Source organism: Pseudomonas sp. P5_109 (assembly GCF_034009455.1).
Lineage (GTDB): Bacteria > Pseudomonadota > Gammaproteobacteria > Pseudomonadales > Pseudomonadaceae > Aquipseudomonas.
Genome location: NZ_CP125380.1, coordinates 2,209,713 through 2,235,837, shown reverse-complemented (window position 1 = coordinate 2,235,837; position 26,125 = coordinate 2,209,713). Strand labels below are relative to the sequence as shown.

At 58.9% G+C, this 26,125-nt stretch carries 20 protein-coding genes and 1 tRNA gene; 10 read left to right on the top strand and 11 right to left on the bottom strand.

Annotation, left to right across the window (positions count from 1 at the left end; translation table 11 throughout):
• Nucleotides 1-63: 63 nt before the first annotated feature.
• Complete coding sequence (gene gltX / locus QMK54_RS10075; RefSeq protein WP_223592884.1) at nt 64-1,545, bottom strand: glutamate--tRNA ligase; 1,482 nt, start codon at nt 1,543-1,545, stop codon at nt 64-66.
• A gap of 243 nt (nt 1,546-1,788) precedes the next feature.
• Here gltX and QMK54_RS10070 point away from each other — a divergent pair, with 243 nt between their 5' ends.
• Nucleotides 1,789-2,877, top strand: a complete 1,089-nt coding sequence (locus tag QMK54_RS10070; protein WP_223592882.1) for an HlyD family secretion protein — start codon at nt 1,789-1,791, stop codon at nt 2,875-2,877.
• A 49-nt stretch (nt 2,878-2,926) separates the two neighbouring features.
• On the top strand, nt 2,927-4,417 hold the full coding sequence (locus tag QMK54_RS10065; protein ID WP_223593065.1) for an MDR family MFS transporter: 1,491 nt from the start codon (nt 2,927-2,929) through the stop codon (nt 4,415-4,417).
• Between the two features lie 119 nt (nt 4,418-4,536).
• Here QMK54_RS10065 and uvrB read toward each other — a convergent pair whose 3' ends face one another.
• Nucleotides 4,537-6,552 (bottom strand): excinuclease ABC subunit UvrB, encoded by a 2,016-nt coding sequence (uvrB, locus tag QMK54_RS10060; RefSeq protein ID WP_110659574.1) that lies wholly within the window; start codon nt 6,550-6,552, stop codon nt 4,537-4,539.
• Nucleotides 6,553-6,870: 318 nt separating this feature from the next.
• Here uvrB and QMK54_RS10055 point away from each other — a divergent pair, with 318 nt between their 5' ends.
• A complete protein-coding gene (locus QMK54_RS10055) occupies nt 6,871-8,067 on the top strand; it encodes an amino acid aminotransferase (RefSeq protein WP_150717016.1) in 1,197 nt (398 codons plus the stop codon).
• A gap of 236 nt (nt 8,068-8,303) precedes the next feature.
• Nucleotides 8,304-8,504, top strand: coding sequence for a hypothetical protein (locus QMK54_RS10050; RefSeq protein WP_110659572.1), 201 nt, complete (start codon nt 8,304-8,306; stop codon nt 8,502-8,504).
• Here the strand turns inward: QMK54_RS10050 and QMK54_RS10045 are convergent.
• Nucleotides 8,501-8,731: a hypothetical protein gene (locus QMK54_RS10045; protein WP_110659571.1), complete on the bottom strand. Its 231-nt coding sequence runs from the start codon at nt 8,729-8,731 to the stop codon at nt 8,501-8,503. The two genes, QMK54_RS10050 and QMK54_RS10045, sit on opposite strands and share 4 nt — an antisense overlap.
• A gap of 228 nt (nt 8,732-8,959) precedes the next feature.
• Here QMK54_RS10045 and QMK54_RS10040 point away from each other — a divergent pair.
• Nucleotides 8,960-9,035, top strand: a tRNA-Asn gene (locus QMK54_RS10040).
• A 116-nt stretch (nt 9,036-9,151) separates the two neighbouring features.
• Here the strand turns inward: QMK54_RS10040 and QMK54_RS10035 are convergent.
• The 5 genes from QMK54_RS10035 to QMK54_RS10015 all read right to left on the bottom strand — a co-directional run bounded on the left by QMK54_RS10035 (nt 9,152) and on the right by QMK54_RS10015 (nt 15,466).
• On the bottom strand, nt 9,152-10,171 hold the full coding sequence (locus tag QMK54_RS10035) for an alpha-xenorhabdolysin family binary toxin subunit B (RefSeq protein ID WP_110659570.1): 1,020 nt from the start codon (nt 10,169-10,171) through the stop codon (nt 9,152-9,154).
• On the bottom strand, nt 10,168-11,379 hold the full coding sequence (locus QMK54_RS10030; RefSeq protein WP_320402437.1) for an alpha-xenorhabdolysin family binary toxin subunit A: 1,212 nt from the start codon (nt 11,377-11,379) through the stop codon (nt 10,168-10,170). Before QMK54_RS10030 ends, QMK54_RS10035 begins: the two co-directional genes overlap by 4 nt.
• A 353-nt stretch (nt 11,380-11,732) precedes the next feature.
• A complete protein-coding gene (locus QMK54_RS10025) occupies nt 11,733-13,250 on the bottom strand; it encodes a nucleobase:cation symporter-2 family protein (RefSeq protein WP_223592671.1) in 1,518 nt (505 codons plus the stop codon).
• 476 nt (nt 13,251-13,726) lie between these two features.
• Complete coding sequence (locus tag QMK54_RS10020) at nt 13,727-14,557, bottom strand: arylamine N-acetyltransferase family protein (protein ID WP_223592669.1); 831 nt, start codon at nt 14,555-14,557, stop codon at nt 13,727-13,729.
• 114 nt (nt 14,558-14,671) lie between these two features.
• Nucleotides 14,672-15,466 (bottom strand): exodeoxyribonuclease III, encoded by a 795-nt coding sequence (locus QMK54_RS10015; RefSeq protein WP_223592667.1) that lies wholly within the window; start codon nt 15,464-15,466, stop codon nt 14,672-14,674.
• Between the two features lie 129 nt (nt 15,467-15,595).
• On the opposite strand from QMK54_RS10015, the gene QMK54_RS10010 reads away from it, so the two are divergent.
• Nucleotides 15,596-16,183: a GNAT family protein gene (locus tag QMK54_RS10010; RefSeq protein WP_320402436.1), complete on the top strand. Its 588-nt coding sequence runs from the start codon at nt 15,596-15,598 to the stop codon at nt 16,181-16,183.
• Nucleotides 16,184-16,338: 155 nt separating this feature from the next.
• A complete protein-coding gene (locus tag QMK54_RS10005) occupies nt 16,339-16,665 on the top strand; it encodes a hypothetical protein (protein ID WP_223592665.1) in 327 nt (108 codons plus the stop codon).
• A gap of 35 nt (nt 16,666-16,700) precedes the next feature.
• Here QMK54_RS10005 and QMK54_RS10000 read toward each other — a convergent pair whose 3' ends face one another.
• Both QMK54_RS10000 and QMK54_RS09995 read right to left on the bottom strand, forming a co-directional pair.
• The gene (locus QMK54_RS10000; protein ID WP_320402435.1) at nt 16,701-18,107 is read right to left on the bottom strand and encodes a DUF1254 domain-containing protein; all 1,407 of its coding nucleotides are present in this window, start codon (nt 18,105-18,107) and stop codon (nt 16,701-16,703) included.
• Between the two features lie 112 nt (nt 18,108-18,219).
• On the bottom strand, nt 18,220-19,791 hold the full coding sequence (locus QMK54_RS09995; RefSeq protein WP_320402434.1) for a diguanylate cyclase: 1,572 nt from the start codon (nt 19,789-19,791) through the stop codon (nt 18,220-18,222).
• Between the two features lie 211 nt (nt 19,792-20,002).
• Between QMK54_RS09995 and QMK54_RS09990 the strand changes: the two genes are divergently transcribed.
• On the top strand, nt 20,003-20,470 hold the full coding sequence (locus tag QMK54_RS09990; protein ID WP_110663317.1) for a hypothetical protein: 468 nt from the start codon (nt 20,003-20,005) through the stop codon (nt 20,468-20,470).
• 1,300 nt (nt 20,471-21,770) lie between these two features.
• Here QMK54_RS09990 and QMK54_RS09985 read toward each other — a convergent pair.
• Complete coding sequence (locus QMK54_RS09985; RefSeq protein WP_320402433.1) at nt 21,771-23,525, bottom strand: L,D-transpeptidase family protein; 1,755 nt, start codon at nt 23,523-23,525, stop codon at nt 21,771-21,773.
• An 85-nt stretch (nt 23,526-23,610) separates the two neighbouring features.
• Here QMK54_RS09985 and QMK54_RS09980 point away from each other — a divergent pair, with 85 nt between their 5' ends.
• Entirely contained in the window at nt 23,611-24,339 is a 729-nt protein-coding gene (locus tag QMK54_RS09980) for a murein L,D-transpeptidase catalytic domain family protein (RefSeq protein WP_110660635.1), read from the top strand.
• A 79-nt stretch (nt 24,340-24,418) separates the two neighbouring features.
• Entirely contained in the window at nt 24,419-26,125 is a 1,707-nt protein-coding gene (locus tag QMK54_RS09975) for a copper resistance system multicopper oxidase (RefSeq protein ID WP_320402432.1), read from the top strand.

The window sequence follows — 26,125 nt, the reverse complement described above, 5'->3', positions numbered from 1 at the left end:
TTGATGCAGGCTGCAAGGTCGCTTCGCCAGCAAGCCGGCTCCTACAGGTCCGACCCAGCGGGATCAGGCAATAGCGCCCAACAGCTTTTCCCACTCTTTGTTTTCTTTCTTCGACACACCGCCCAGCAGGTCGATCGCCTGGCGCAGACGGAAACGGGTCAGGTCCGGTCCGAGGATTTCCATCGCATCGAGCACCGAGACCGAGCTGGCCTGGCCCGTGATCGCGGCGAACATCAACGGCATGGCGTCACGCAGCTTCAGCTCCAGGGACTCGACCACCGCCTGGATGGTCGCGGTGATGCTGTCCTTCTCCCACTGGCGCAGGCTTTCCAGTTTCCACAGGATCAACTGCATCAACTGGCGAACCTGATCGCCCGAGAGTTTCTTCGATTCGAACAGCTTGGCATCCGGGTTCACGCCACCGGCAAAGAAGAACCCGGCCAGCGGTGCGACCTGGCTGAAAGTTTCGACCCGGCCCTGTACGTGCGGCGCGATCTTCATCATGTATTCGGAATTGAGCGCCCACTTCTGCACACGTGCGGCGAACTCTTCCACGGGCAGGTCACGCAGCCACTGGCCGTTGAGCCACGACAGTTTTTCGATGTCGAAGATCGGCCCGCCGAGGGACACGCGCTTGAGATCGAAGTTGTCGACCATTTCCTGCAACGAGAACTTCTCGCGCTCGTCCGGCATCGACCAACCCATGCGGCCCAGGTAGTTGAGCATCGCTTCGGGCATGAAGCCCATGCGCTCGTAGAACGTCACCGAGGTCGGGTTCTTGCGCTTGGACAGCTTGCTCTTGTCCGGGTTGCGCAGCAGCGGCATGTAGCACAGCTCCGGTTGTTCCCAGCCGAAGTACTCGTAAAGCAGGATCAGCTTCGGGGCCGATGGCAGCCACTCTTCGCCGCGCAATACGTGGGTGATGCCCATCAGGTGATCATCGACCACGTTGGCCAGGAAGTACGTCGGCAGGCCGTCGGTCTTCATCAGGACTTGCATGTCCATGCGGTCCCACGGGATCTCGACGTCGCCGCGCAGCATGTCCGGCACCACGCAGACGCCTTCGCTCGGCACCTTCATGCGGATCACGTGTGGTTCGCCAGCGGCCAGGCGACGGGCGACTTCGTCCTTCGACAGCAGCAGCGCGCGGCCGTCGTAACGCGGGGTTTCGCCACGGGCCATCTGCTCGGCGCGCATCTGGTCCAGCTCTTCGGCGGTGCAGAAGCACGGGAAGGCATGACCGAGCTCTACCAGCTGCTGGCAATACTTCTGATAAATATCGCCACGCTCGCTTTGACGGTACGGACCGTGCGGGCCGCCAACGTCCGGACCTTCGCTCCACTCGATCCCCAGCCAACGCAGGGCGTCGAAGATCTGCTGTTCGGACTCGCGGGTCGAACGCAGTTGGTCGGTGTCTTCGATCCGCAGGATGAACTCACCGCCGTGCTGCTTGGCAAAGCAGTAGTTGAACAAGGCGATGTAGGCGGTGCCTACGTGGGGATCCCCGGTAGGCGATGGCGCGATGCGAGTGCGGACGGTGGTCATGGCATGTCTCGAAAAGAATAAAAAGCGAAGTTCAAACAGAACATCAAACAAGAGCGGAATGGTAACAGGCGACACCCGCCCCGCTCCAGTGAACAGGGCATTTAAGCCAAGGTTGCGTCTGGAACACCCGTATGAGGGGGTGAATGGGCGAATATCAGCCGATGGCATTTACCGTTTATCGGCTGTATGCCAGATTTGCCTGCTGATACCTTCCCTTACAATTTCTCGACTACAGTTTGCCCCATGCCTGCCCAACTCAAGCGCCGCCTCTTCACGTTCCTGATGATTGTCCTGCTGATTGCCGGGGGCCTGTTTGCCCATTGGTTCTTCAAGGGGCGCTTTTATGAAAGCACCGACAACGCTTATGTCCAGGGCGAGATCACCCGCGTGTCGAGCCAATTGGGCGCGCGCATCGATCAGGTGATGGTGCAGGACAACCAGCATGTCGAGAAGGGTCAGTTGCTGATCAAACTCGAAGGCGATGACTTCCACCTCGCTGTCGACCGTGCCAATGCGACCCTCGCCACCCGCGAAGCCGAACGCCTGCAAGCCCAGAGCAAACTGACCCAGCAAGCCAGCCTGATTGCCTCCAGCGAAGCGCAAGTAGCGTCAAGCCAGGCCAGCCTGGGCCGTTCGCAGATTGATTTGACCCGTGCCGAGACCTTGCGCAAGCCGGGTTATGTCTCGGAAGAACGGGTGACCACCCTCTCCGCCGACAACCACATTGCCCGTTCGCAACTGGTCAAGGCCCAGGCGGATGCCCAGGGCCAGCGCCAGCAAGTCAACGCGCTGACCGCCGAGATCAAGCGCCTCGACGCGCAGATCGCCAATGCCAAGGCCGACCTGGCGCAAGCCGAGCTGAACCTGACCCGCATTGAAATCCACTCGCCCATCAGCGGCCTGATCGGCCAGCGTGCCGCCCGCGAAGGCCAGGTTGTGCAGGCCGGCGCGTATTTGCTGTCGATCGTTCCGGACCAGGACATCTGGATTCAGGCCAACTTCAAGGAAACCCAAATCGGCCACATGCAACCCGGGCAGAAAGCCGAACTGACCTTCGACGCCTACAGCGACACACCGATCCAGGCCCGGGTCGACAGCCTGTTTGCCGCCTCGGGCGCGCAGTTCAGCCTGTTGCCGCCAGACAATGCCACGGGCAACTTCACCAAGGTCGTGCAGCGGATTCCGGTAAAACTGACCTTCGCCGCCGACAACCCGCTGCGCGGCAAGATCCGCCCGGGCATGTCGGTGACCGCCAAGGTGAACATCAAGGACGCCCCTGAAGAAGTCACCACCAAAGTGAGCAGCAAAGACGCCGCTGACGATGGCCGGTGATCAACTGATCCGCCCGGTCGGCGAACCGACCCGGCGGGACTGGATCGCGGTGATGAGCGTGATGCTCGGCGCCTTCATGGCGGTGCTCGACATCCAGATCACCAACTCCTCGCTCAAGGATATCCAGGGCGCGCTGTCGGCAACCCTGGAAGAAGGCTCGTGGATTTCCACCTCGTACCTGGTGGCGGAAATCATCATGATCCCCCTCACCGCCTGGCTGGTGCAGTTGCTTTCGGCACGACGCCTGGCAGTGTGGGTGTCCCTCGGATTCCTCTTCGCGTCCCTGCTCTGCTCCATGGCGTGGAGCCTGGAGAGCATGATCGTGTTCCGCGCCCTGCAAGGGTTTACCGGTGGCGCGCTGATTCCGCTGGCATTCACCCTGACCCTGATCAAACTGCCGGAACACCACCGCGCCAAGGGCATGGCCATGTTCGCCATGACCGCCACTTTCGCCCCCTCCATCGGCCCGACACTCGGCGGCTGGCTGACGGAAAACTGGGGCTGGGAGTACATCTTCTACATCAACATCCCGCCCGGCCTGATCATGATCGCCGGCCTGATGTACGGCCTGGAGAAGAAAGAAGCGCACTGGGAACTGCTGAAAAGCACCGACTACACCGGCATTCTCACCCTCGGCGTCGGGCTTGGCTGTTTGCAGGTGTTTCTCGAGGAAGGCCATCGCAAGGACTGGCTGGAATCGAACCTGATCGTGACCCTTGGCAGCATCGCGCTGGTCAGCCTGATCACCTTTGTGATCGTGCAGTTTTCCAAGCCCAACCCTCTGATCAATCTTGGCATCCTCGGCAACCGCAACTTCGGGTTATCCAGTATTTCCAGCGTCGGGATGGGGGTCGGGCTGTACGGTTCGATCTATCTGTTGCCGCTGTACCTGGCGCAGATCCAGAACTACAACGCCTTGCAGATTGGCGAAGTGATCATGTGGATGGGCGTGCCCCAGCTGTTTCTGATTCCGCTGGTGCCCAAGCTGATGAAGTTCATCTCGCCGAAATGGCTGTGCACCCTGGGATTCGGCTTGTTCGGGTTGGCGAGTTTCTCTTCAGGGGTGCTGAACCCGGACTTTGCCGGGCCGCAGTTCAATCAGATCCAGATCATCCGCGCACTGGGCCAGCCGCTGATCATGGTGACCATCTCGCTGATCGCCACCTCCTATATCCTGCCCCAGGATGCGGGATCGGCATCGAGCCTGTTCAATATCCTGCGCAACCTCGGCGGCGCCATCGGCATCGCCCTACTCGCCACGCTGCTGGATGCGCGGACCAAGGTTTACTTTGACTACTTGCGCGAAGCCATCGTGCCAAGCAATCCGCAGGTGGCTGAACGGATCGCCTCGCTGGCTGACCGACTGGGCAACGAAACGGCGGCACTGGGCAAGCTCAGCGAGATCGCCCACCAACAGGCGTCGATCATGGCCTACAACGATGCGTTTCACTTTGTCGGGATTGCGCTGGGGATCAGCATGGTGGCGGTGTTGCTGACCAAGAAGCTGCCGGAGGGGTTGAAGGCGGGTGAGGCGCACTAGTCAAAAATTGCGGCGCCAATACTGCCCCCTTCGCGAGCAAGCCCGCTCCCACAAAGTTCAGTGTGATCCCTGTGGGAGCGGGCTTGCTCGCGAAGAGGCCCGCACACCCACCGCAAAGTTCAGACCGTCAGCAGGCGCTCGCGCATCTTGGCAATCTCGTCGCGCATCTGCGCCGCCGCTTCGAACTCCAGGTCACGAGCGAGCTGGTACATCTTCTCTTCCAGCGCCTTGATACGCTTGGCGATCTCGCCCGGCGAGCGTAGTTCGGCCTCGTACCGGGCGTTTTCCTCGGCGGCCTTGGCCATGCCCTTGCGCTTCTTGCTCCGCGAACCGGGCACGGTGGCGCCTTCCATGATGTCGGCAACGTCCTTGAACACGCCTTTTGGCGTGATGCCGTTGGCCAGGTTGAAGGCAATCTGCTTGTCACGACGACGCTCGGTTTCCCCGATCGCGCGCTCCATGGAGCCGGTGATGCGGTCGGCATACAGAATCGCCCGGCCATTGAGGTTACGCGCCGCGCGGCCGATGGTCTGGATCAGCGAGCGCTCGGATCGCAGGAAACCCTCCTTGTCGGCATCGAGGATCGCCACCAGCGACACTTCCGGCATGTCCAGGCCTTCGCGCAGCAGGTTGATCCCCACCAAAACATCGAAAGTACCGAGGCGCAGATCGCGGATGATCTCGACCCGCTCCACGGTGTCGATGTCCGAGTGCAGGTAGCGCACGCGCACGCCGTGATCCGCCAGATAATCAGTCAAGTCTTCGGCCATGCGTTTGGTCAGCGTGGTCACCAGCACCCGCTCCTCCAGAGCGACGCGCTTGGTGATTTCCGACAGCAAGTCGTCGACCTGGGTCAGTGCCGGGCGGATCTCGATTTGTGGATCCACCAGCCCGGTCGGACGTACCACCATGTCAATGACGCGCCCGGCGTGCTCGGCTTCGTAGTTTCCGGGAGTCGCCGAGACGAAAATCGTCTGCGGGCTGATGCTTTCCCATTCATCGAAACGCATCGGCCGGTTGTCCAGGGCCGAAGGCAGGCGGAAACCGTACTCGACCAGGGTTTCCTTGCGCGAGCGGTCGCCTTTGTACATGGCGCCAACCTGCGGCACGCTGACGTGGGATTCGTCGATCACCAGCAAGGCATCGGCCGGCAGATAGTCATAAAGCGTCGGCGGCGGCGCGCCGGCTTCGCGACCGGACAGATAGCGCGAGTAGTTTTCGATGCCGTTGCAGTAGCCCAGTTCGAGGATCATCTCCAGGTCGAAACGGGTGCGCTGCTCCAGGCGTTGGGCTTCCACCAGTTTGTTGTTGGAGCGCAGGTATTCCAGGCGCTCCTTCAATTCCTCCTTGATCCCTTCCACGGCACCCATCAGGGTTTCTCGAGGCGTCACGTAGTGGCTCTTCGGGTAGAAGGTGAAGCGCGGCAGTTTGCGAATGACTTCGCCAGTCAGCGGATCGAACGCCGACAGGCTTTCCACCTCATCGTCGAAGAGCTCGATGCGGATCGCCTCGAAATCGGATTCCGCCGGGTGGATATCGATCACATCGCCCCGCACGCGGAAAGTCGCACGGGCAAAATCCATGTCGTTGCGGGTGTATTGCAGGTCGGCCAGGCGTCGCAGCAACTCACGCTGATCGAGCCGGTCGCCGCGATCCACGTGCAAGACCATTTTCAGATAGGTTTCCGGGCTGCCCAGACCGTAGATGCACGACACCGTGGTGACGATGATCGCGTCCTTGCGCTCAAGCAATGCCTTGGTCGCCGACAGACGCATCTGCTCGATGTGGTCGTTGATCGAGGCGTCTTTCTCGATGAAGGTGTCCGAGGACGGCACGTAGGCTTCAGGCTGATAGTAGTCGTAGTAGGAAACGAAATATTCCACCGCGTTGTTCGGAAAGAACGCCTTGAACTCCCCGTACAACTGCGCCGCCAGGGTCTTGTTCGGCGCCAGCACCAGGGTTGGGCGCTGCACCTGGGCGATCACGTTGGCGATGCTGAAGGTCTTGCCCGAACCGGTCACACCAAGCAGCGTCTGGTGCGCCAGCCCGGCCTCGATGCCCTCGACCATCAGGCGGATGGCTTCCGGCTGGTCGCCGGCGGGCTCGAAACGGGTGACTAGCTGGAATTCAGACATGAAAAACCTCTGGATCAGGCACGAACGAGAAAGACCGCAAACGACCGATGTCTCCCGAGGAAAAAACTGGATTGTGCTCAATGTGGAGCCGATTGCCAGCCCTTTCAAGGTAAACGTCCTACATCGCGCAAAACCTTTGCCGACGCCATTCGACTAACGGTCGAAAAATAATCGGAAAAACATACCTTAAAAGCCGAATCGCCTGTCGCCATTGATCGCGGATGGCCTCTATACTAGCTCCCCGTTTGTGCACCGCTCTAGTGCATTCGGCTGGAGCGCGACACGTCCCTCCACTCTCCATTCAGAGCCGCCGCAATAATGAGCCTGTTCTCCGCTGTCGAAATGGCACCACGCGATCCAATCCTGGGCCTCAACGAAGCATTCAACGCCGATACCCGTACCAACAAGGTCAACCTGGGGGTCGGTGTTTACTGCAACGAGGAGGGGCGAATTCCACTCCTGCGCGCCGTTGTCGAAGCCGAAACGATTCGCGCCGCTCAACACGTTTCCCGTGGCTACCTGCCTATCGACGGCATCGCCGCCTACGACCAGGCTGTGCAGAAATTGCTGTTCGGCAATGATTCGCCACTGCTCGCCGCTGGCCGCGTCATCACCACTCAGGCTGTCGGCGGTACCGGCGCTCTGAAAATCGGTGCCGACTTCCTCAAGCAGCTGCTGCCGAACGCCGTTGTGGCGATCAGCGACCCAAGCTGGGAAAACCACCGCGCGCTGTTCGAAACCGCCGGTTTCCCGGTGCAGAACTACCGCTACTACGATGCCGCGACCCACGACGTGAATCGTACCGGCATGCTGGAAGACCTGAACGCGCTGCCAAACGGCTCGATCATTGTGCTGCACGCCTGCTGCCACAACCCGACCGGCGTGGACCTGAGCCCGGCGGACTGGAAAAACGTCCTGGAAGTCGTCAAAAACAAAGGCCACGTGCCATTCCTCGACATGGCGTATCAAGGTTTCGGTGATGGCATCGACGAAGACGCCGCCGCCGTGCGCCTGTTCGCCGAGTCGGGCCTGACCTTCTTCGCCTCCAGCTCGTTCTCCAAATCGTTCTCGCTGTACGGCGAGCGCGTCGGCGCCCTGTCGATCGTCAGCGAATCGAAAGAAGAAAGCGCGCGCGTGCTGTCGCAAGTCAAACGCGTGATCCGTACCAACTACTCCAACCCGCCGACTCACGGTGCCAGCGTTGTTGCTGCAGTGCTGAACAGCCCGGAACTGCGCGCCCAGTGGGAAGCCGAACTGGCCGAAATGCGCCTGCGCATTCGTGGCATGCGTACCCAGATGGTCGACCTGCTGGCCAAAAAAGCGCCTCAGCGCGATTTCAGCTTCGTCGGTCGTCAGTGCGGCATGTTCTCCTACTCCGGCCTGACGGTTGAGCAAGTTCACCGTCTGCGCAACGAGTTCGGCATCTACGCCCTGGACACCGGCCGCATCTGCGTGGCTGCGCTGAACCAGAGCAACATCGAGGTGGTGACGGACGCTATCGTCCAGGTCATCTGATCCGGCCTTGAAATGAAAAACGGGAAGCCATGTGGCTTCCCGTTTTTCATTCGCTTCAGATAATTTTCAAAGCAACGACGCAGCCCTCTAAACTCCACACAAGTCAAAATGTGGGAGCGGGCTTGCTCGCGAAGACAATCTGTCTGTGACATTGATGCCGAATGTGCCACCGCTTTCGCGAGCAAGCCCGCTCCCACAGGTTATGCGTACACTCTGTAATTCCGATGAGAACTCAAATGAAAAACGATGACCTACGCGCCGACCGCGATGAGCTGGACCATTTCGTCCCGCGCACCCCGGCCAAACGCGGCAACAACCTGGTGATGCAAGTGGCCGCCGGTGTATTCCTCGGCGGCCTGGCCCTGTGGCTGGTGCAACTGGGAGCCACGATGCTGTATGCCAAACTGATGCTTGGCACGATTACCTTCGGCGGTTAAGCCAGCTCATTCGCACGCTGGCTGGCCGCATCGTCATAAGCGACGTAGAGCGATTCGGCGATCTGGCTCTTGATCGCCTTGGTGCTTTCCAGCCCGAGAACGAAGCCTTCAGCCTTGCCGCCCGCGCGGTTCAGTTCTTCAACGGTGCTGGCCTGGGTGATGGCGTCGAACAACTTTTCGGCATGGGGGCCGACACCTTTGGGCAGGCTGATCTGAGCGACGCTCATGGGTGCACCGCGGAATGTCGAGGTGTGAGTTTCAAATGATTCATGGCGCGTACCTTTTCGGCGTAGTGGCCGGCAGCGCGTGTCACCACTTCCGGGCGGCCATGGTAGACCTCTGGTGCGATTCTGGTAACCGCCAATGACCACTAAACCACCGCCCGCCCCCATGAATCCGTCAAATTGCCATTCGGTGCTTGACTTCTCTTTTTGAATCAGTAACATAGGCGCCATTCCGCGATAGCTCAGTTGGTAGAGCAAGTGACTGTTAATCACTGGGTCCCTGGTTCGAGTCCAGGTCGTGGAGCCAGACAGCAACATCAAAAAGCCCCTGAGTCGAAAGACTCAGGGGCTTTTTTGTGGACGATGAATCGCCGGTTATTCACGCACTCCGACCATCTGGCTCGGCATTCGCTATGGCGCCTCTTAGGTTCGCCAGGCCGAGGCAATTGGCTCAAGGGTTTTGGACAAGCTGACAGCGGCGTCGGTGATCACCTTCAAATTGTCGATCGTGGTCTGTGGAGCAAGATCAAAAAGGCTTGCATAGTTGTTGATGTTACGGAGAAACGTATTGGCTTCATACAAATAATCGACTTTCAGGCCTTCTATCGATTTTACCTGCCGCAAGGTATCAACTCTGATCTCGTGATCTGCCTGCAGTTTCTGGTACTCATTTTTTTGTTCAAAATAATGCGCACGCTTAATCCGCAAACCGTCTCGGGCCCGCACCATCTCGGTGTACCTTATATATTCAGAAGCCTGTTCAAGGAGCTTGCGCAGCAGTTCCAATCCTTTTTTCACTAGCTCAGCCTGCGGAGCAGATATCTCAAAACTCTTGAAAAAATTGCCATCCGGAATCCATGGCAACAGGTGATCGATCAGGTTTTTATCATCTATCACACTGATCAAATCATCTAAAATCCTGCATTGCACCTCAACCTCTTCAAGCCGCCTGTCCAGATCACTGAGCGCCTTCACAATATCCTCATCGAATCCAAGCAAAATACTTGAGTCACTTTGCCCCTCCCCCAGGATATCGATATCGTCCAGACTAATGAGATGAGCATTCACTGCAAGCGCGAACCCTCGAATTTTCCCCGCATCGGCATTCACACTTTTTATATAATCAGCTTTAAGACCTTCCAGGGTCTTCATTCGCAAATCACCCGACAAATCCGGCTCATTGCTCAACCGCTGAAATTCGATCATGAAACTCTTGAAATTAGCCTCCCTCAACATAGGCATTACTGCCACTGCCACTCCAAAGATATTTGCATGCGTATCATTGATCGCATGATCAAGCCGTCCAAGCTTTGCTTTCAAATAATCGGAAAAATCCAGATTCAGTTGAGCAACAATTTTATTGATAGCCTTTTTATTAACCTTCATCAACGAATAATCCGGCATGCGCTGCTCATGAGTCATCACTGCACCGTCCATATTCATACCACCCCCTCTTCCTGAAGAGTACTCTGCTCATTAAAACCCTTGATCGCCTTCCTCAGGGAGCTCAGCAGTGCATCAGCCACATTCTGAACTTCACTCCAAGGGGAAATACCGCGATTGAAACTCTGCTTAAATCGGATCAGACTGACGCCATCCTCTATCAGTGAAAATTCAGTGGCCGACCTGTCGATCTCGGCCACGATGGAATTCCAAACTAACACCAACGCGTTCGACGCCCTTGCGGCAGCCGCCATGTGAGCGGATAGATTGTCCAGCGACTTGCTGTGAGAAAGAATCAACCCAGGCAACTTCTCCTGACCGTCAATTTGGCTCAACAGCCTCTGTTTTTCCATGATGAAACTGTTGAGCTTTTCCTGGCTCTCAAGGAACGCCTTACCCAGGACTGCCTCTTCAGGACTGGAGAAAAGCGTATTCAAAAGCAGCCCAAGAACATAGAACCCCTTCACAATTTGCATCGCACTATGCTTAACCAACTCCTTGTTTGTCTGATCGATATTTTTTTCAACACGATCAAGTTCCGCACGAAACTTGTCAAGATCAATCGCAAAATCAACGGTATCGAGCCTGGCGACCTTCTCACTTATCAATGGAATGAGCTTATCATTCAATACTCTGTTGAAATTTTCGATTTCAACTTTCAATTCCAATGTTGGCTTACTGGCAACAACCACACTTCCTTTAAGATCTTCGAACACCAACCCAAGCTGCGCATGAATAGCCACATCGCTCTGGTCAAATGCCATGAATGGCGCGCTCTCGACCTCCAGATCATTATATGGCTTGAGGCGCTCGACAATGGGCATCTGCTCAATGTCGCGGACCAGATTCTGACTAAAATTAACCAGATCCTTTGCTAATCCGCTCAATCCACTACCGACCTGAATCAATCCATTTTCTATAGAAGGCCACCCAGCAGCGTGATCTTTTACTTTTACATTCAAATCCTGAACTTCCAACCACCCAAAATTCGGATGATCAATGACCCCTCCCAGGTTTTTCTCTATTTCTTCTCGCTCAGTCGGTAGCGCTCGCCCAAGCCGTACATACTGCTTTATTTCCAGCAACTGCTCTGGCGTGACTACTAGCCTTGGTTGATAAACCGACTCCTCACGCTTCCCTGAATTCACGTCAATCGAAGGTTGAGCGCCCTCATGACTGGCCGGACTATAAATTTCGATATCTTCCATGATTATTCCACGTCCAAGTTATTACATTCAATTTCGAGAGGAGCTATCAACTTTTTGAGAGCAGACCTTGAAAACTGCCAGACAATGCTAACCACTTAAAAGAAACAGCGAAATGTAATTATTCAACTCCGCACGTAGGAAACCAGACTTAATAGCTGCAATTTTTTTTACACAATCCGAAGCAACACATTAATACAAAGAGCATTAAATCAAGTCTGCCTGCGAAACACTCGGTATACCCAGGTGACATTCTTATTCTGGTTAACAACCAGCGATACCGATGCATTTCCCGAATACAAAAAAAAGGCCGATCTACCTGTTGGTAAATCGGCCTCGTTCATCAAGCCTTGTTGTCAGACATGCTCACTATTTTTCGCATGCACCGCGCGTGGCTCGCCATGCCCGTGGTCCGCCTCAACCACCGGAATCTCCTTGCCGTCGCAATCGTGCAGTTTACCTTCGCTGAAGTAGTCCCCTTCACGCAACGCCGCCAGATCCTGATAACGCAGCACCCGCTCGGTTCCGGCCGCAAACACCGATTGCTGATCGGAGTTGCCGGCGGTGAGATGGTTGAAGGTCAGGTTCAGCACGATGGCCATGATCGCCGACGAGCTGATGCCCGAATGGAAAATGGTCGCGAACCAGCTTGGGAAGTGATCGTAGAAGTTTGGCGCAGCGATCGGGATCATGCCGAAGCCGATGGAGGTGGCGACAATGATCAGATTGACGTTGTTACGGTAGTCGACCTTGGACAAGGTCCGAATGCCGCTGGCCGCGACAGTGCCGAACAGCACGATGCCGGCGCCACCCAGTACCGAGGTCGGCACGGCGGCGATGACCCGGCCCATGAATGGCAGCAGGCCGAGGAGCACCAGGAACGCACCGCCAGTGGCCACCACGTAGCGGCTCTTGATGCCAGTCACCGCCACCAGCCCGACGTTCTGGGCGAAGGCGCTCTGGGTGAAGGAACCGAAGATCGGCGCGAACATGCTCGACAGCATGTCGGCGCGCAGGCCGTTGCCCAGGCGTTTGGAGTCAACCTTGGTGCCGATGATCTCACCAACAGCCAGGATGTCCGCCGAGGTTTCCACCAGCGTCACCATCACCACGATGCACATCGACAGGATCGCAGCGAAGTGGAAAGTCGGCATGCCGAAGTGGAACGGTGTCGGGAAGCCGAACATCGGGCCCTGGGTCACGGACGAGAAATCCGCCATGCCAAGGAACACCGCGATCACCGTACCGACGACCATAGCCAGCAGAATCGACAGGCGAGAGATGGTCGCACTGCCGATCTTGCTCAGCAGCAGCACCAGCACCAGCGTTACCGCCGCCAGACCGATGTTCGCCATGCTGCCGAAATCCGGTGCGTGGCTGTTGCCGCCCATGGCCCAGCGCGCGGCTACCGGCATCAGCGTCAGGCCGATGGTGGTAATCACGATGCCGGTCACCAACGGCGGGAAGAACTTGGTGATACGCGAGAACACCGGGGTTATCAGCAATCCGATCAGAGACGCCGCTATCACCGCCCCCAGCACCGACTGAAACCCGCCCTCCCCGCCACTGCTGACAATCGCCACCATGGTCGCGACGCCGGAGAAGGATACGCCCTGTACCAGCGGCAATTGACAACCAAAAAACGGTAGACCCAGGGTTTGCAGCAGCGTCGCCAGCCCCCCCGCAAACAATGAAGCAGCAATCAACAAACCGATGTCCGCCGGCGAGAGACCGGCCGCCTGGCCGATGATCAATGGCACCGCGACGATACCGCCATACATGGTCAGAACATGTTGCAGGCCATAAGCCATATTCGCGCCGATCCCTAGGTTTTCGTCCTCGGGCCGTTGGTGTGAAACATGGGGCGTTTTCATGGTAGGGGGTTCCCTGGTTTTTGTTATGCGCACACTGTATTCAATAGTCAGGACAAATGTCTATAGAGTTGTATACAACTTATCAGTCACATAATGGCCGAACGGCCATTCAGCCCAGCGCCAGCGGGCAATCACGTCTTGAAAAACCTTTAAACATGTCACTCCATTGCCTGCTTTTTTGCATACGAATCCATGGATTTCCTGACGACCGGCGCAGCGTTGCCAGAAACGCCAATCACAAGGCAAAAAACGCGCCGCTATTGGCTGGCATGGACAATTGAATGCAGTACAGGACGCCGGAGATGATCGACTAAATGCCGTAACCACCAGCAATGACAGGGGTCTTCCGCTTGTTTGCATCATCGGAACGACTGGAGCGTCGGTGAAGACGGTGGCTATTTTTCAGCACCATACTGAAAACAAAAACGGGGCCGATCGATACGTTCGGCCCCGTTACAGTGCATACAATGAAAGACCTACTTTGGCTCTGAAACCAAGCGTTCGAGCACGCAGTTCAACTGCCCATGCTCCGGAACCTGAATGCCAAACTCACGGTGCAGCAGTTCAATCAGCGATTGCACATCCGCCACCTGCCGCCGCTCGCTGTCATGGCCAATGCGGTGGATCGCGAAACTGCCGTTGTTGAGCGTACGGCGCCACCCCTCCCCGGTGCGTGCCACCATCAGTTGCTTGACGAAAGACGACTCGGGATGGGTCGAGACGTACCAGTTACCGACTGCAAAATCGATATCTTCCTGGCGTTGCAGGTCGAAGATGTACATCGCTCGCCATTCGCCCGCAACGTTGGCCCGCAGGGTAAAGCCGTCGACATGCAGGTCGATGCGATACGGTTCGTGCGGGGTGAGTTGTTCGGCGCGGGAATCGAGCAGCAGTGGCGCGGTCGGCACCATGCCACCGAAGCCGACGTCGGTGATGTAGCGCACGTCGTCGATGATCACCAGGCTCAGGCGATGGGTACGGGCGGTCCAGGCGCCTTCCGGCTGGCCCATTACTACCCGGCCGCTGATGGCTCGAGCGTCGAAACCCAGCTCTTGCAGCAAGGCCAGAAACAGGTTGTTGAGTTCGTAGCAGTAACCGCCACGGCCATCGTGCAAGACCTTGCGCTCGATGGACGGCAAGTCGATCAGCACCGGTTCGCCGGATAACGTGGTGAGGTTTTCAAACGGGAAGACGCCGGTATGGCGCAGTTGCAGTTGGCGCAGGGTTTCCAGGGTCGGTGCCGGGGGTGCATCGAAGCCCAGGCGGCGCAGATACAAAGCACGGTCGGTCAGACGTGGCTCGCTCATCGTTCAATCCTTTTGCACGCAAGCGGCGGATTGCTCCGCCAGTGGCCGTTATGTATACGGGATCAGGCACTGCCGCCGACAATTGATTTAGCCAATCACCCGGCATAAAAATACTCAACGCCGCTTGCGAGAAGCCAATTGAATCCAGGTCGGCGCGTGGTCACTGGCGTGGGGCTCGTTACGCACCCAGGCATCCACCCCGGCGTCTTGCAGATACGGACTCAGGGCCGGGTTGAGCAGCAGATGGTCGATGCGCAGTCCCGAGTTTTTCTGCCAGTGTTGGCGGAAGTAATCCCAGAAGGTGTAGAGCCGATCCTGCGGATACAAATGCCGCAATGAATCGGTCCAGCCCTGGTCCAGCAACCGCTGGTAGCACTCGCGACTTTCCGGTTGCAGCAAGGCGTCCTTGAGCCACGAGCGCGGGTTGTAGATGTCCAGGTCGGTAGGCACCACGTTGTAGTCGCCCGCCAGCACCACCGGATGTTCGCTGCCTTGAAGCGTCTGCGCGTGACGGATCAGCCGCTCGAACCACGCCAGCTTGTACTCGAACTTCGGCCCCGGCTGAGGATTGCCGTTGGGCAAGTACAGGCAACCCACCAGAACCCCGTGGACGGCGGCTTCCAGATAACGACTCTGACTGTCGCTGTCATCGCCAGGTAACCCGCGCCGACTTTCCAGCGGCTGCGCATCCCGTGCCAGGATCGCCACCCCATTCCATGACGCCTGACCCTGCCAGATCGCGCCGTAGCCGGCCGCATCAAGTTCTGCCGCCGGGAATGCGCTGTCCACCGCCTTCAACTCCTGCAGGCAGGCGATGTGCGGTTTTTCCCGCTCAAGCCAGGCCAGCAGATTCGGCAGCCGTGCGCGCAGGCCATTGACGTTGAATGTGGCGATCCGCAGCTTCTTCATGAACGGACACTCCTGGGGACGAGGTGCCTGACGTGTGACACCTGCACGTGCCGGTGGTTGCGTCGGTGGTCCCGGGTGCGGCGTAATAGACGCCCCACATCCGCCCGCCCTACCGAGAACATCAACCTCATGGATACTCCCCTGGAAGGCAGCCGGATCGGCTTGCGCCCGCTGCAATACGCCGACGCCGACGCGCTGGTCCAGGCCGCCGCCGAGGGCGAACTGTGGAACCTGCAGGTCACCATCGTACCCTCTGCCGACACCGTCGACGCCTACCTGAAAAAAGCCCTCGATGGCCGCGAAACCGGTACGGTCATGCCCTTCGTCATCGTGCTCAAGGATACCGGTGAGGTCATTGGTTCGACGCGCTTCTGGAAAATTGACCGAATCAATCGCAAACTTGAAATAGGCAGTAGCTGGATTGCGACGCGCTGGCAGAAAACCTTCGTCAACACCGAGGCCAAGTACCTGATGCTGCGCTACGCCTTCGAGGTGCTCGATTGCGTGCGGGTGCAATTCACCACCGACGAAAACAACCAGACATCGCGCAACGCGATCCTGCGCCTCGGCGCACAGCAGGAAGGCATCGTGCGTCACGAGCGGATCATGCCCGACGGACGCAAGCGCAACTCCGTGCGCTTCAGCATCATCGACGATGAGTGGCCGCAGGTGCGGCACAACCTTGAGCAGAAGCTGGGCGGTGACGGGATTCGCTGACGCTGAGACCTATGTGGGAGCGGTCTTGCTGGCGAAGGCGAAGTGTCAGTCGACATCACTTTTGAATGACCAACCGCTTTCGCGAGCAAGCCCGCTCCCACAGGGTTCGTGACCCACTGCGGTCATCAGGTAACGACTCACCCCTGGAGACGACCATGATGAACATCAGAATGACTTCGCTGCTTTTGGCGGGATTGTTATCGACGCTGCCCCTGGCCACCTTGGCGGCGTCCGGCGATGGCACTGTCACGACGGGGACGACATCGGGCGCCACCCGCAACTCAACCATGCATCCAGACAACAACAGGCCCAGCGAACCCTCGGGTAACGACAGCAGCAGTCGTGGCCCCAGCTCGTCAATCGGCAGCACCGGCGTCAATGGTCCGGGCAGCGGCGCGGGCGGTGGCACTGGCGCCCCCGGAGGTGGAACAGGTGGCGCTGGCGGCGGGACGGGCAGCTGGACAAACAAAAGCAGCCGATGACACTCCGTCGCTGGCTGCCTTTTGTCGTCCGGGGTTTACAGCCGCTTGATCGCCGGTGGGTTCCACTTGCCATTCAGCGCCTCGGCTTTCGGGCCATACAAACGCATGGTCAGATTGAATGAGCCTTTAGGCGCCGGCAGCCAGTTGGCCTCCAGATCCTTGCCGGGGCTTTCGTTCTGGAAATACAGGTCCAGCGAGCCATCGGCGTTGCTCTTGAACGGCATCCAGCTACTGACCGCAAAACGATTGAGCGAGTTACCGACCTGGAAACCTTCCGGGTCATACAGGGTGACCGACCAGAAGGCACTCACCGGCGGCGTCTCGCCCTTGCTGAAATGCAGCACGTACTTGTTCGCGCCATCGAGTGGCTTGCCATTGCTGTCGCCGATGTTCAGCGGATAAATCGCGTCCTCGGGCAGGTTGGCGCCGAGTCCCACCTGCGTAACGATGGCGCGCTTGAGGTAGTAGTTGCCGTAGACGCCCATGGTGTCGGTGTTCATCGACCAGCCATTGACCTCCCGCGCCAGGGTCGGCACTTTCCAGGTCATCAGGGCCTGCGCATCCTGCGGCACCGTTTGCAGCGCGGCCTGGATCTGCGGGTCCAGCGCGTCCATGTTGAACGGCTTGCCGGCTTCGATGCCAAGACGCTTGATCTGCGCCAGCATCGGCTGGTCAGTGCTATGCGGCGGATTGACCTTCAGCAACTCGGCAGCGTAAGTGAAGTAGTTGGCCGCCGACATGGAGTCGGCCTGAATCTTCGGTGGCGTTTTCATGTCCACCGCCGGGTCGATTTTCACGCTGACGGCTTCAGGCTCCTTGCCCAGCCGGGACAACGGCGTCACCGTGTAGCCGGCCTGGATCTTGTGCACCGCGGCGTAATCCGCCGCGCCGTCGGTCTTGGTCCGGCCGATCACCCAGACGAAGGGCGTTGGCGCCGGCAGATGACTCATCCCGGCAGGCACCGTGCCGGTCCACCCCGGCGGCGTCACCAGAAATTGCCCGGCCTCGGTGCCCGTGGTGCGCCAGCCCGGCGACGCGAACACGTCGGTCCACATGTCGAGCATCGGCAGCAGGTAGAAACGCCCGTCGGTATCCGGGGCGGCGATCACCAGCGGCTCCTTGGTCAAATCCAGCCAGGCAATCGAATATAAAGTGTCGAAGTTGGAGCGCACCACCCCTTTGAAATCAGCTGGCGGGTACTGCGGCACACTGACAAACATGTTCATCGGGCCCTTGCCGAATTCCTTGCCCGGCTCGATGTTGGTGAATTGCTTGCGGGTGATGTCCATGCTCAGCAGCGGGTAAAAATAGATGTAGGCATCTACGCCAATGGCATGCGCTTCTTCGGCGGTGATTTTCGATTGCGCGTGGCTGGACAGCGGGAATAAGGCAGCGGCTGCAACGGTCAAAGCAACGGCTGTCAATGTTGGTGGTAGCAACATGTTGGCGATCATCCGTGCGTAAGGGAGTCTGCCCGGATCGGCAGAGCTAACGGAACTCTAGACGATCAATCCAGCCGGGCCCGAAAGACGGACCACCGGCAGGCACAACACCTCAACGATCAGAACGCATCAACGCCTCGCCACCGCCGGCCATCGACAACGTTGCCACGCGGTTTCGCCCCGAATGCTTGGCCTGATACAACGCCGCATCCGCCCGTTCGACAAACACGTCCATGCTGTCACGGCCCGAGGGTACGAACGAATAGCAACCCAGGCTGACCGTCACATAGCCATTTGGCGAACCGGTGTGAGTGATGTCCTTGTCGATGACGCTACGACGGATCTGCTCGGCAATCGTCATGGCGCCGTGAAGGTCGGTGTCAGGCAGCAGCACCGCAAACTCTTCGCCTCCGTAACGCACCGCCAGATCGGCCTTGCGATGGCAGCAACTCTTCAGCGCGCGCGCCACTTCGGCCAGGCAATGATCCCCCACCACATGGCCGTAGGTGTCGTTATAGCGCTTGAAGTAATCGATATCGAGCATGATCAGGCTCAAGGGGCTGGTCTGCCGGGCGCCGCGCCCGAACTCGATGTCCAGCGCCCGCTCGAACAATCGGCGGTTGGCCAGCCCGGTCAGGCTGTCATGGGTGGCGATCAGCTCCAGCGCTTCCTGGGCCCTGCGCAAATCCGACTCGACCCGCTCACCAACACGCACCTGATGAATGAACACCCAACCGAACAACCCCACGCCCAGCAACACCAGGGCAACGATGAGGCTGGAGCGAAACGCCGTGTCGTACCAGCCCGCGAGAATGGATTCGGTGGACGACGCAGCGGCGACCACCAGCGGATACCCCTCCAGCTGTCGGTAACCGTACAGGCGCGTTACACCGTCGATGATGGACGTGAACATCGCATTGCCGGAAGTGGCCAGCAGCAGGGACTTCCGGAATATCTCACTCTGGGCCAGCGACACGCCGATCTGCGCCTCGACAAAAGGTCGCCGCGCCAACAACGTGCCATCGGTCAGGCCGAGAAACATCGAGCCGTTGTCGTCGAGGTCGAAGCTTTTGAAGAACTGGTCGAAGTACGACATCTTGATGCCGGCCAGCAACACGCCCTGGAAATGCCCGTTCCTGTCGTTGATCCGCTTGGAGACCGGAATGATCCACTCGCCGTTTTCCCGGCTGCGGATGGCCGGGCCGATGTGCACCAGCGACGATGCGTTCTGCTGGTGATACTTGAAGTACTCACGGTCCGCGACCCCGGCCCCCCGGGGCAGGTTTTCAAACGAGGTCACGACCCACTGGCCCTTCTGGTCGAACAGCAGGATGCCGTGCAATTGATTCAGCGCCAGCACCCTCCGGGCAAAGGTCTGCTGCAAGCGTGGTCGTTGGGCCGGGCCGAAACCGTCGGCCTGAATCCAGTCGACCAGGCTGGTCAGCACCAGGTCGGCCTTCATGAAGGTGTCTTCGGCTTGCTGCGCCATGGCTCGCGTCAGGTTCGAAGACGCCACTTGCGCCAGGCTCAGGTCATGGCGACGGGACTGTTCCAGTTGCAGGTAGAGCAAACCGCACAGGCACAGGCACACCGTGGCAATGAACAACACCGCGGCCTTGCGCAGCGGGATGCGTTTCAATGCGACAACTGGGGTGTGGTCCGGGTGGCTAAAGCGTGTGGGCAAAAGTTAGTCCTGTCGGGGCAAGGCATGGGCAACGCCGCAAAAAGCCCTCAGTCTTTGTGGGGCGTAGTTTACGGGGTTATCCATGATAAATGGGCAGCCACTTGTCCAGCGGTATCCCACCCACCGGGCAGTGCGGCAAACATGACCCAGGGCAGCGCTGCCTGCGCGTCAACGAGCTAGGATTAAACAGACCTCAATACAGGGAATCGACATGAGCAAGGCAGACGAGCTCGCGGCAAAATTGAAACAGACCCGGCTGACCGGCACGGATCAAGCGATCGACGCCTGGCCGGGCCAGGTCTACGAGCTGTATCAACGGATCGAACAGTGGCTGTTGCCCCTGACCGAGGTTGGCCTGGTCCTGCGGCGCAATTCCACCCACGTTCACGAAAGTCACCCCGATGGCGACGCTTACGACTACGCCATCGACCAGTTGGTGATCACCGGCAACAAACACAGCCTCACCCTTGACCCGGTTGCGCGCTTCACGGCAGATGGCGAGGGGCGGGTCGAGATTCACTCCGCAGGCAACGAGTTCGCCCTGTTGCGCACCGTGGACGAACACGGCGAAACGCACTGGTGGCTACAAACGATCGAGCAGGCCACCGCGCAGCTGGATGCGGTGGCGCTGACGGAAACCGATCTGCTTGTCGTGGTGCAACAAGGGTTGGCGCTTTAAGGGATTGGCCGATCGGATGGCACACGAAACCTGTAGGAGCCAGCTTGCTGGCGATGGACTCAAGTGCGCCGCGTTTATCCAGTTAGCACGCTTTATCGTTAACGACCATCGCTGGCAAGCCAGCGCCTACAAAAGTCAGCGTTGATCTTCACCTGTAGGAGCCGGCTTGCTGGCGATGGACACAAGTGCGCCGCGTTTATCCAGTTAGCACGCTTTATCGTTAACGACCATCGCTGGCAAGCCAGCGCCTACAAAAGTCAGCGTTGATCTTCACCTGTAGGAGCCGGCTTGCTGGCGATGGACTCCAGTGCGCTGCGTTTATCCAGTTAGCACGCTTTATCGTTAACGACCATCGCTGGCAAGCCAGCGCCTACAAAAGTCAGCGTTGATCTTCACCTGTAGGAGCCGGCTTGCTGGCGATGGACACAAGTGCGCCGCGTTTATCCAGTTCACACGCGCTATCGTTAACGACCATCGCTGGCAAGCCAGCGCCTACAAAAGTCAGCGTTGATCTTCACCTGTAGGAGCCGGCTTGCTGGCGATGGACACAAGTGCGCCGCGTTTATCCAGTTAGCACGCTTTATCGTTAACGACCATCGCTGGCAAGCCAGCTCCTACAAAAGTCAGCGTTGATCTTCACCCGTAGGAGCCGGCTTGCTGGCGATGGACTCAAGTGCGCCGCGTTTATCCAGTTAGCACGCTTTATCGTTAACGACCATCGCTGGCAAGCCAGCTCCTACAAAAGTCAGCGTTGATCTTCACCTGTAGGAGCCAGCTTGCTGGCGATGGACTCCAGTGCGCTGCGTATATCCAGTTCACACGCGCTATCGTTAACGACCATCGCTGGCAAGCCAGCGCCTACAAAAGTCAGCGTTGATCTTCACCTGTAGGAGCCGGCTTGCTGGCGATGGACTCAAGTGCGCTGCGTTTATTCAGTTCACACGCGCTATCGTTAACGACCATCGCTGGCAAGCCAGCGCCTACAAAAGTCAGCGTTGATCTTCACCTGTAGGAGCCAGCTTGCTGGCGATGGACTCAAGTGCGCCGCGTTTATCCAGTTAGCACGCTTTATCGTTAACGACCATCGCTGGCAAGCCAGCGCCTACAAAAGTCAGCGTTGATCTTCACCTGTAGGAGCCGGCTTGCTGGCGATGGACACAAGTGCGCCGCGTTTATCCAGTTCACACGCGTTATCGTTAACGACCATCGCCAGCAAGCTGGCTCCTACAGGGGACCGTGTCTTTCCAAAACAGTCCCCCCAAAAAAGGGCGCTCCAGAGGCGCCCTTTTTCGGTCTTTCATTACTGTTGGTTCTGCCCCGTCACCACTAGCGGCACCTCTGCCCGACGCAAGTCCAGCGGGGGCAACTTGGTAGGCTGACTCAAGCCCTGCAGCACCTTGGCATCGTAATCGTAAATGTCGGGCTTGAACGTCACTCGCCCGTCAGTGCTCAGGTCCACGGTCCAGTAAGCCAACAGCACCGGCACTTTCACCGGCAGCAGGACGTTCTCGGTCCTGCCATTGGCCAACTGCTTCTGAATGCCGGCGCTGTTCCAGCGCACCGGGTCGTTGAACAGCAACTCGACCAGTTGCAGCGGGTTTTCCACGCGGATGCAACCTGAACTGGTGGCCCGTACCGTTTTCGCAAACAGTTCGCGGTGCGGCGTGTCATGCAGGTAAATCGCATAGTCGTTGGGGAAGCGGATCACCACCTGCCCCAGCGAACTGTCGGGCCCGGCATCCTGACGCAGGTGGATGCCTCGCGGATTGCTCCAGTCAACGTCCGACGGATTGAGCACATTGCCTTCGCGATCAAGCACGCGAATCCGGTTGGCCGCCAGATAGCCCGGATCGTTCTGGACTTTTGGAATCACGTCCTGCTTGAGGATGGTCGGCGGCACGGTCCAGGTCGGGTTGAACGTGATGTAGGTGATTTCGGCCTGGAACACCGGTGTACTGCGCACCGGCTTGCCGACCTGCACCCGCGAATGCCAGATCGGCAGGCCGTCGCGGTACATCGCCACCTTGTAGCCGGCGATATCGACGATCACGAACGTGCCCTGGAGTTTGTACAACAGCCAGCGGGCGCGCTCCATGTTGACCCGCACCTGATCGATCCGCGCCTCGACAGGCACGTTCAACGCCGCCAGCGTCGCCGCCCCGGCCACGCCATCGGTGCCCAGGTATTGCTCGACCTGATACTTCTTCACCGCGGCAATGACCTTGTCGTCGTAACCGGCCTTTTTCGACAGGTGCGCGTCCAGGTAACCGCCCGCCACCAGGCGTGCACGCAATTGTGCGACCGCCACCCCGTCCATGCCGGGCTTGAGTGATTGTCCTTCGGTGACTTTCGGCCAGCCGCCCGCATCACGGATCTGGCGCAAACGGGCCAGGCCCTCACGCAAATTGCGGTAAATCGCTTCTTGAGGAGGCGCATCGGCGAATGCTCGAGCCACGTCATGGGCATCGAGGGCGGCGAACAGGGCGCTCATGTCTTCGCGGGCAGCGCCGCCGGCCGGGTCGAAATTCCAGTGAATGTCCAGCCGCGACGGATCGACCTTGCCCCGCCGCAACTGCAGCAGTGCGGTGATGAATGTGCGGGTCGCCGCCATGTCGAACATCGCCCGCTGCGCCGTGGAAGGCATGGCGGCCACCAGCGATTCATGGGCCTGGGCCAGTTCGGAGATGCGAAAATCCGCCGGGTTCAGCCCGTCGATCCGGGTGTCTTCGAGGCTCTTGAGCAACTGGGCCACGTCACGATCATCCGTCCACGCGGCGCGATAGTTACGATGCATATAGAAATCCAGCACCACCCGGCTGACATCCACCCGTTGCTGGCGCCTGGCCGTGAGCAACGGCGGAAAGGCCGAGCGCAGCGGCTCCAGCGATGCCTGAATCGCCTGGCCGACCGCATCGTCGGGCGCCGCGGCATCTATTCCGCTGCTTGCCGCAGATACCGGCTCAATCGGCGACGTTTGCCCAACCGCCACACCGCTGATCAGAAAGCCCATAAAAAACATGCGGCTTATGACGAATGACCTTGTTAATTGCACCATGGATAATCCTTAATCCTCCGTTTCAAACGGCTAGCTTTCCGCTCACTGCTAGCTAGACTCGAAATTATCATGATGAGACCCGACTATGGCGCTAAACCGCTTTGGCCTTTTATTTGCCATTTTACTGACGTGCCTTTCAGTACCGTCAGCCTACGCCGATTCGCTTGAAAACGCGCTGGTCAAAGCAGCACCAGACGCCGATGCCAAAGTGATTGCCCTGGCCGTTCGCGCAACCCAATGCAGCCGTGCCCAAGGTATCGCCCCAGCCCAAAGACTGGCGGTGATCGATTATTCCCTGCCCTCGACCGAACAACGTCTGTGGGTCTTCGACCTTAAACGACGCAAGTTGCTGTTTCACGAACTGGTCGCCCATGGCCGCAACAGCGGCGAAAACATGGCGACGCTGTTCTCCAACCGCAACGAAAGCCACGCCACCAGCCTCGGCCTGTTCCGCACACAAGAGAGCTACAGCGGCCAGAACGGTTACTCGTTGCGCATGGAAGGCCTGGAGCCTGGCTTCAACGACAACGCCTATGACCGCGCCATCGTCATCCACGGCGCGCCCTATGTCAGCCCGGTGCTGGCCCGCGCCAATGGCCGGATCGGCCGCAGCCTGGGTTGCCCGGCGGTTCGGCCGGCGATTGCCCACCGCCTGATCGATTCGATGAAGGACGGGCAGTTGCTGTTTTCCTACTACCCGGACCAGCGCTGGTTGAAGTCGTCCTCCTACATCAACTGCGGCGGCGACACCGTGGCCTCAAGGGAAAAGTCCACTTCAAGCCAGAAAGCGACATCCAACCTGTCAAAACTGTAATCCCCGCCTCAGCCTGCTGAAAGGCACCGCCCGCTAGCCTCGTCGACACGTTCAACAGGCTGACGGCGGAACAGACGGCATGCACTCCCACACTTCAAGACGCACCTTCGTCAAAGGGCTGGCCATCGGCGGGCTCTTCGGCGGTCTCGGGTTATGGCGCACGCCGGCCTGGGCGATCAGCAGTCCCGGCGAACCGCAGGTGTTGGCCGGTAATGATTTCGACCTGTTCATCGGCCAATCCCCGGTCAACTTCACCGGCAGCCCACGCACCGCGATGACCATCAACGGCGGCATCCCCGGCCCGCTGCTGCGCTGGCGTGAAGGCGATACGGTGACGCTGCGGGTACGCAACAGACTCAAGGACAGTACCTCCATTCACTGGCACGGCATCTTGCTGCCGGCCAACATGGACGGCGTACCGGGCCTGAGCTTCAAGGGCATCGAGCCGGGCGGCCTGTACGTCTACCAGTTCACCGTGCGCCAGAACGGCACCTACTGGTATCACAGCCATTCGGGGTTCCAGGAACAATCCGGCGTGTATGGCCCGCTGATAATCGACGCCAAGGACCCGGAGCCGTTCCAGTACGACCGCGACTACGTGGTGATGCTCAGCGACTGGACCGACGAAGACCCGGTCGACCTGATGAAGACCCTGAAAAAGCAGTCCGATTACTACAACTTCAACAAACGCACCGTGGGCGACTTCATCCACGACGTCAGCGAAAAAGGCTGGGGGCCGACCGTCGCCGATCGCACGATGTGGGCCGAGATGAAGATGAACCCCACCGACCTCGCGGACGTCAGTGGCGCCACTTACACCTACCTGTTGAACGGCCAGGCGCCGGATTCGAATTGGACCGGGGTGTTCCGCCCAGGGGAAAAGCTGCGGCTGCGCTTCATCAACGGCTCGGCCATGACTTACTTCGACGTGCGCATCCCCGGCCTGAAAATGACCGTGGTCGCCGCCGACGGCCTCTACGTCAAACCGGTGAGCGTCGACGAGTTTCGCATTGCCGTGGCGGAAACCTTCGACGTGATCGTCGAGCCGAGCGAAGCGGCCTACACCCTGTTCGCCCAAGCGATGGATCGCACCGGCTACGCACGCGGCACCCTGGCGCTGAAAGCCGGGCTGGTTGCGCCGCTGCCACCACAGGACCCACGCCCCCTGGTGACCATGGACGACATGGGCATGGCCGGCATGGACCACGGCAGTATGGCGGGCATGGATCACAGCAACATGGCCATGGGCGACATGCCCGGCATGCAGTCCCACCCGGCCTCGGAAACCGACAACCCGCTGGTGGACATGCAAGCGATGTCCACCTCAGCGAAACTCGACGACCCCGGCATGGGCCTGCGCAACAACGGGCGCCGCGTGCTCACCTATTCCGACCTGCGCAGCACTTTCGAAGACCCGGACGGCCGCGAACCTGGCCGCACCCTCGAACTGCACCTGACCGGGCATATGGAAAAATTCGCCTGGTCATTCAACGGCGTGAAGTTCTCTGATGCAGAACCGCTGCGCCTCAAGTACGGCGAGCGGCTGCGGATTGTGCTGGTCAACGACACGATGATGATGCACCCCATCCACCTGCATGGAATGTGGAGCGACCTCGAAGACGAAAACGGCCAGTTCATGGTGCGCAAACACACCATCGACATGCCACCCGGTTCCCGGCGCAGCTATCGGGTCACTGCCGATGCGCTCGGCCGCTGGGCCTATCACTGCCATCTCCTGTACCACATGGAAATGGGCATGTTCCGTGAAGTTCGCGTGGAAGAATGA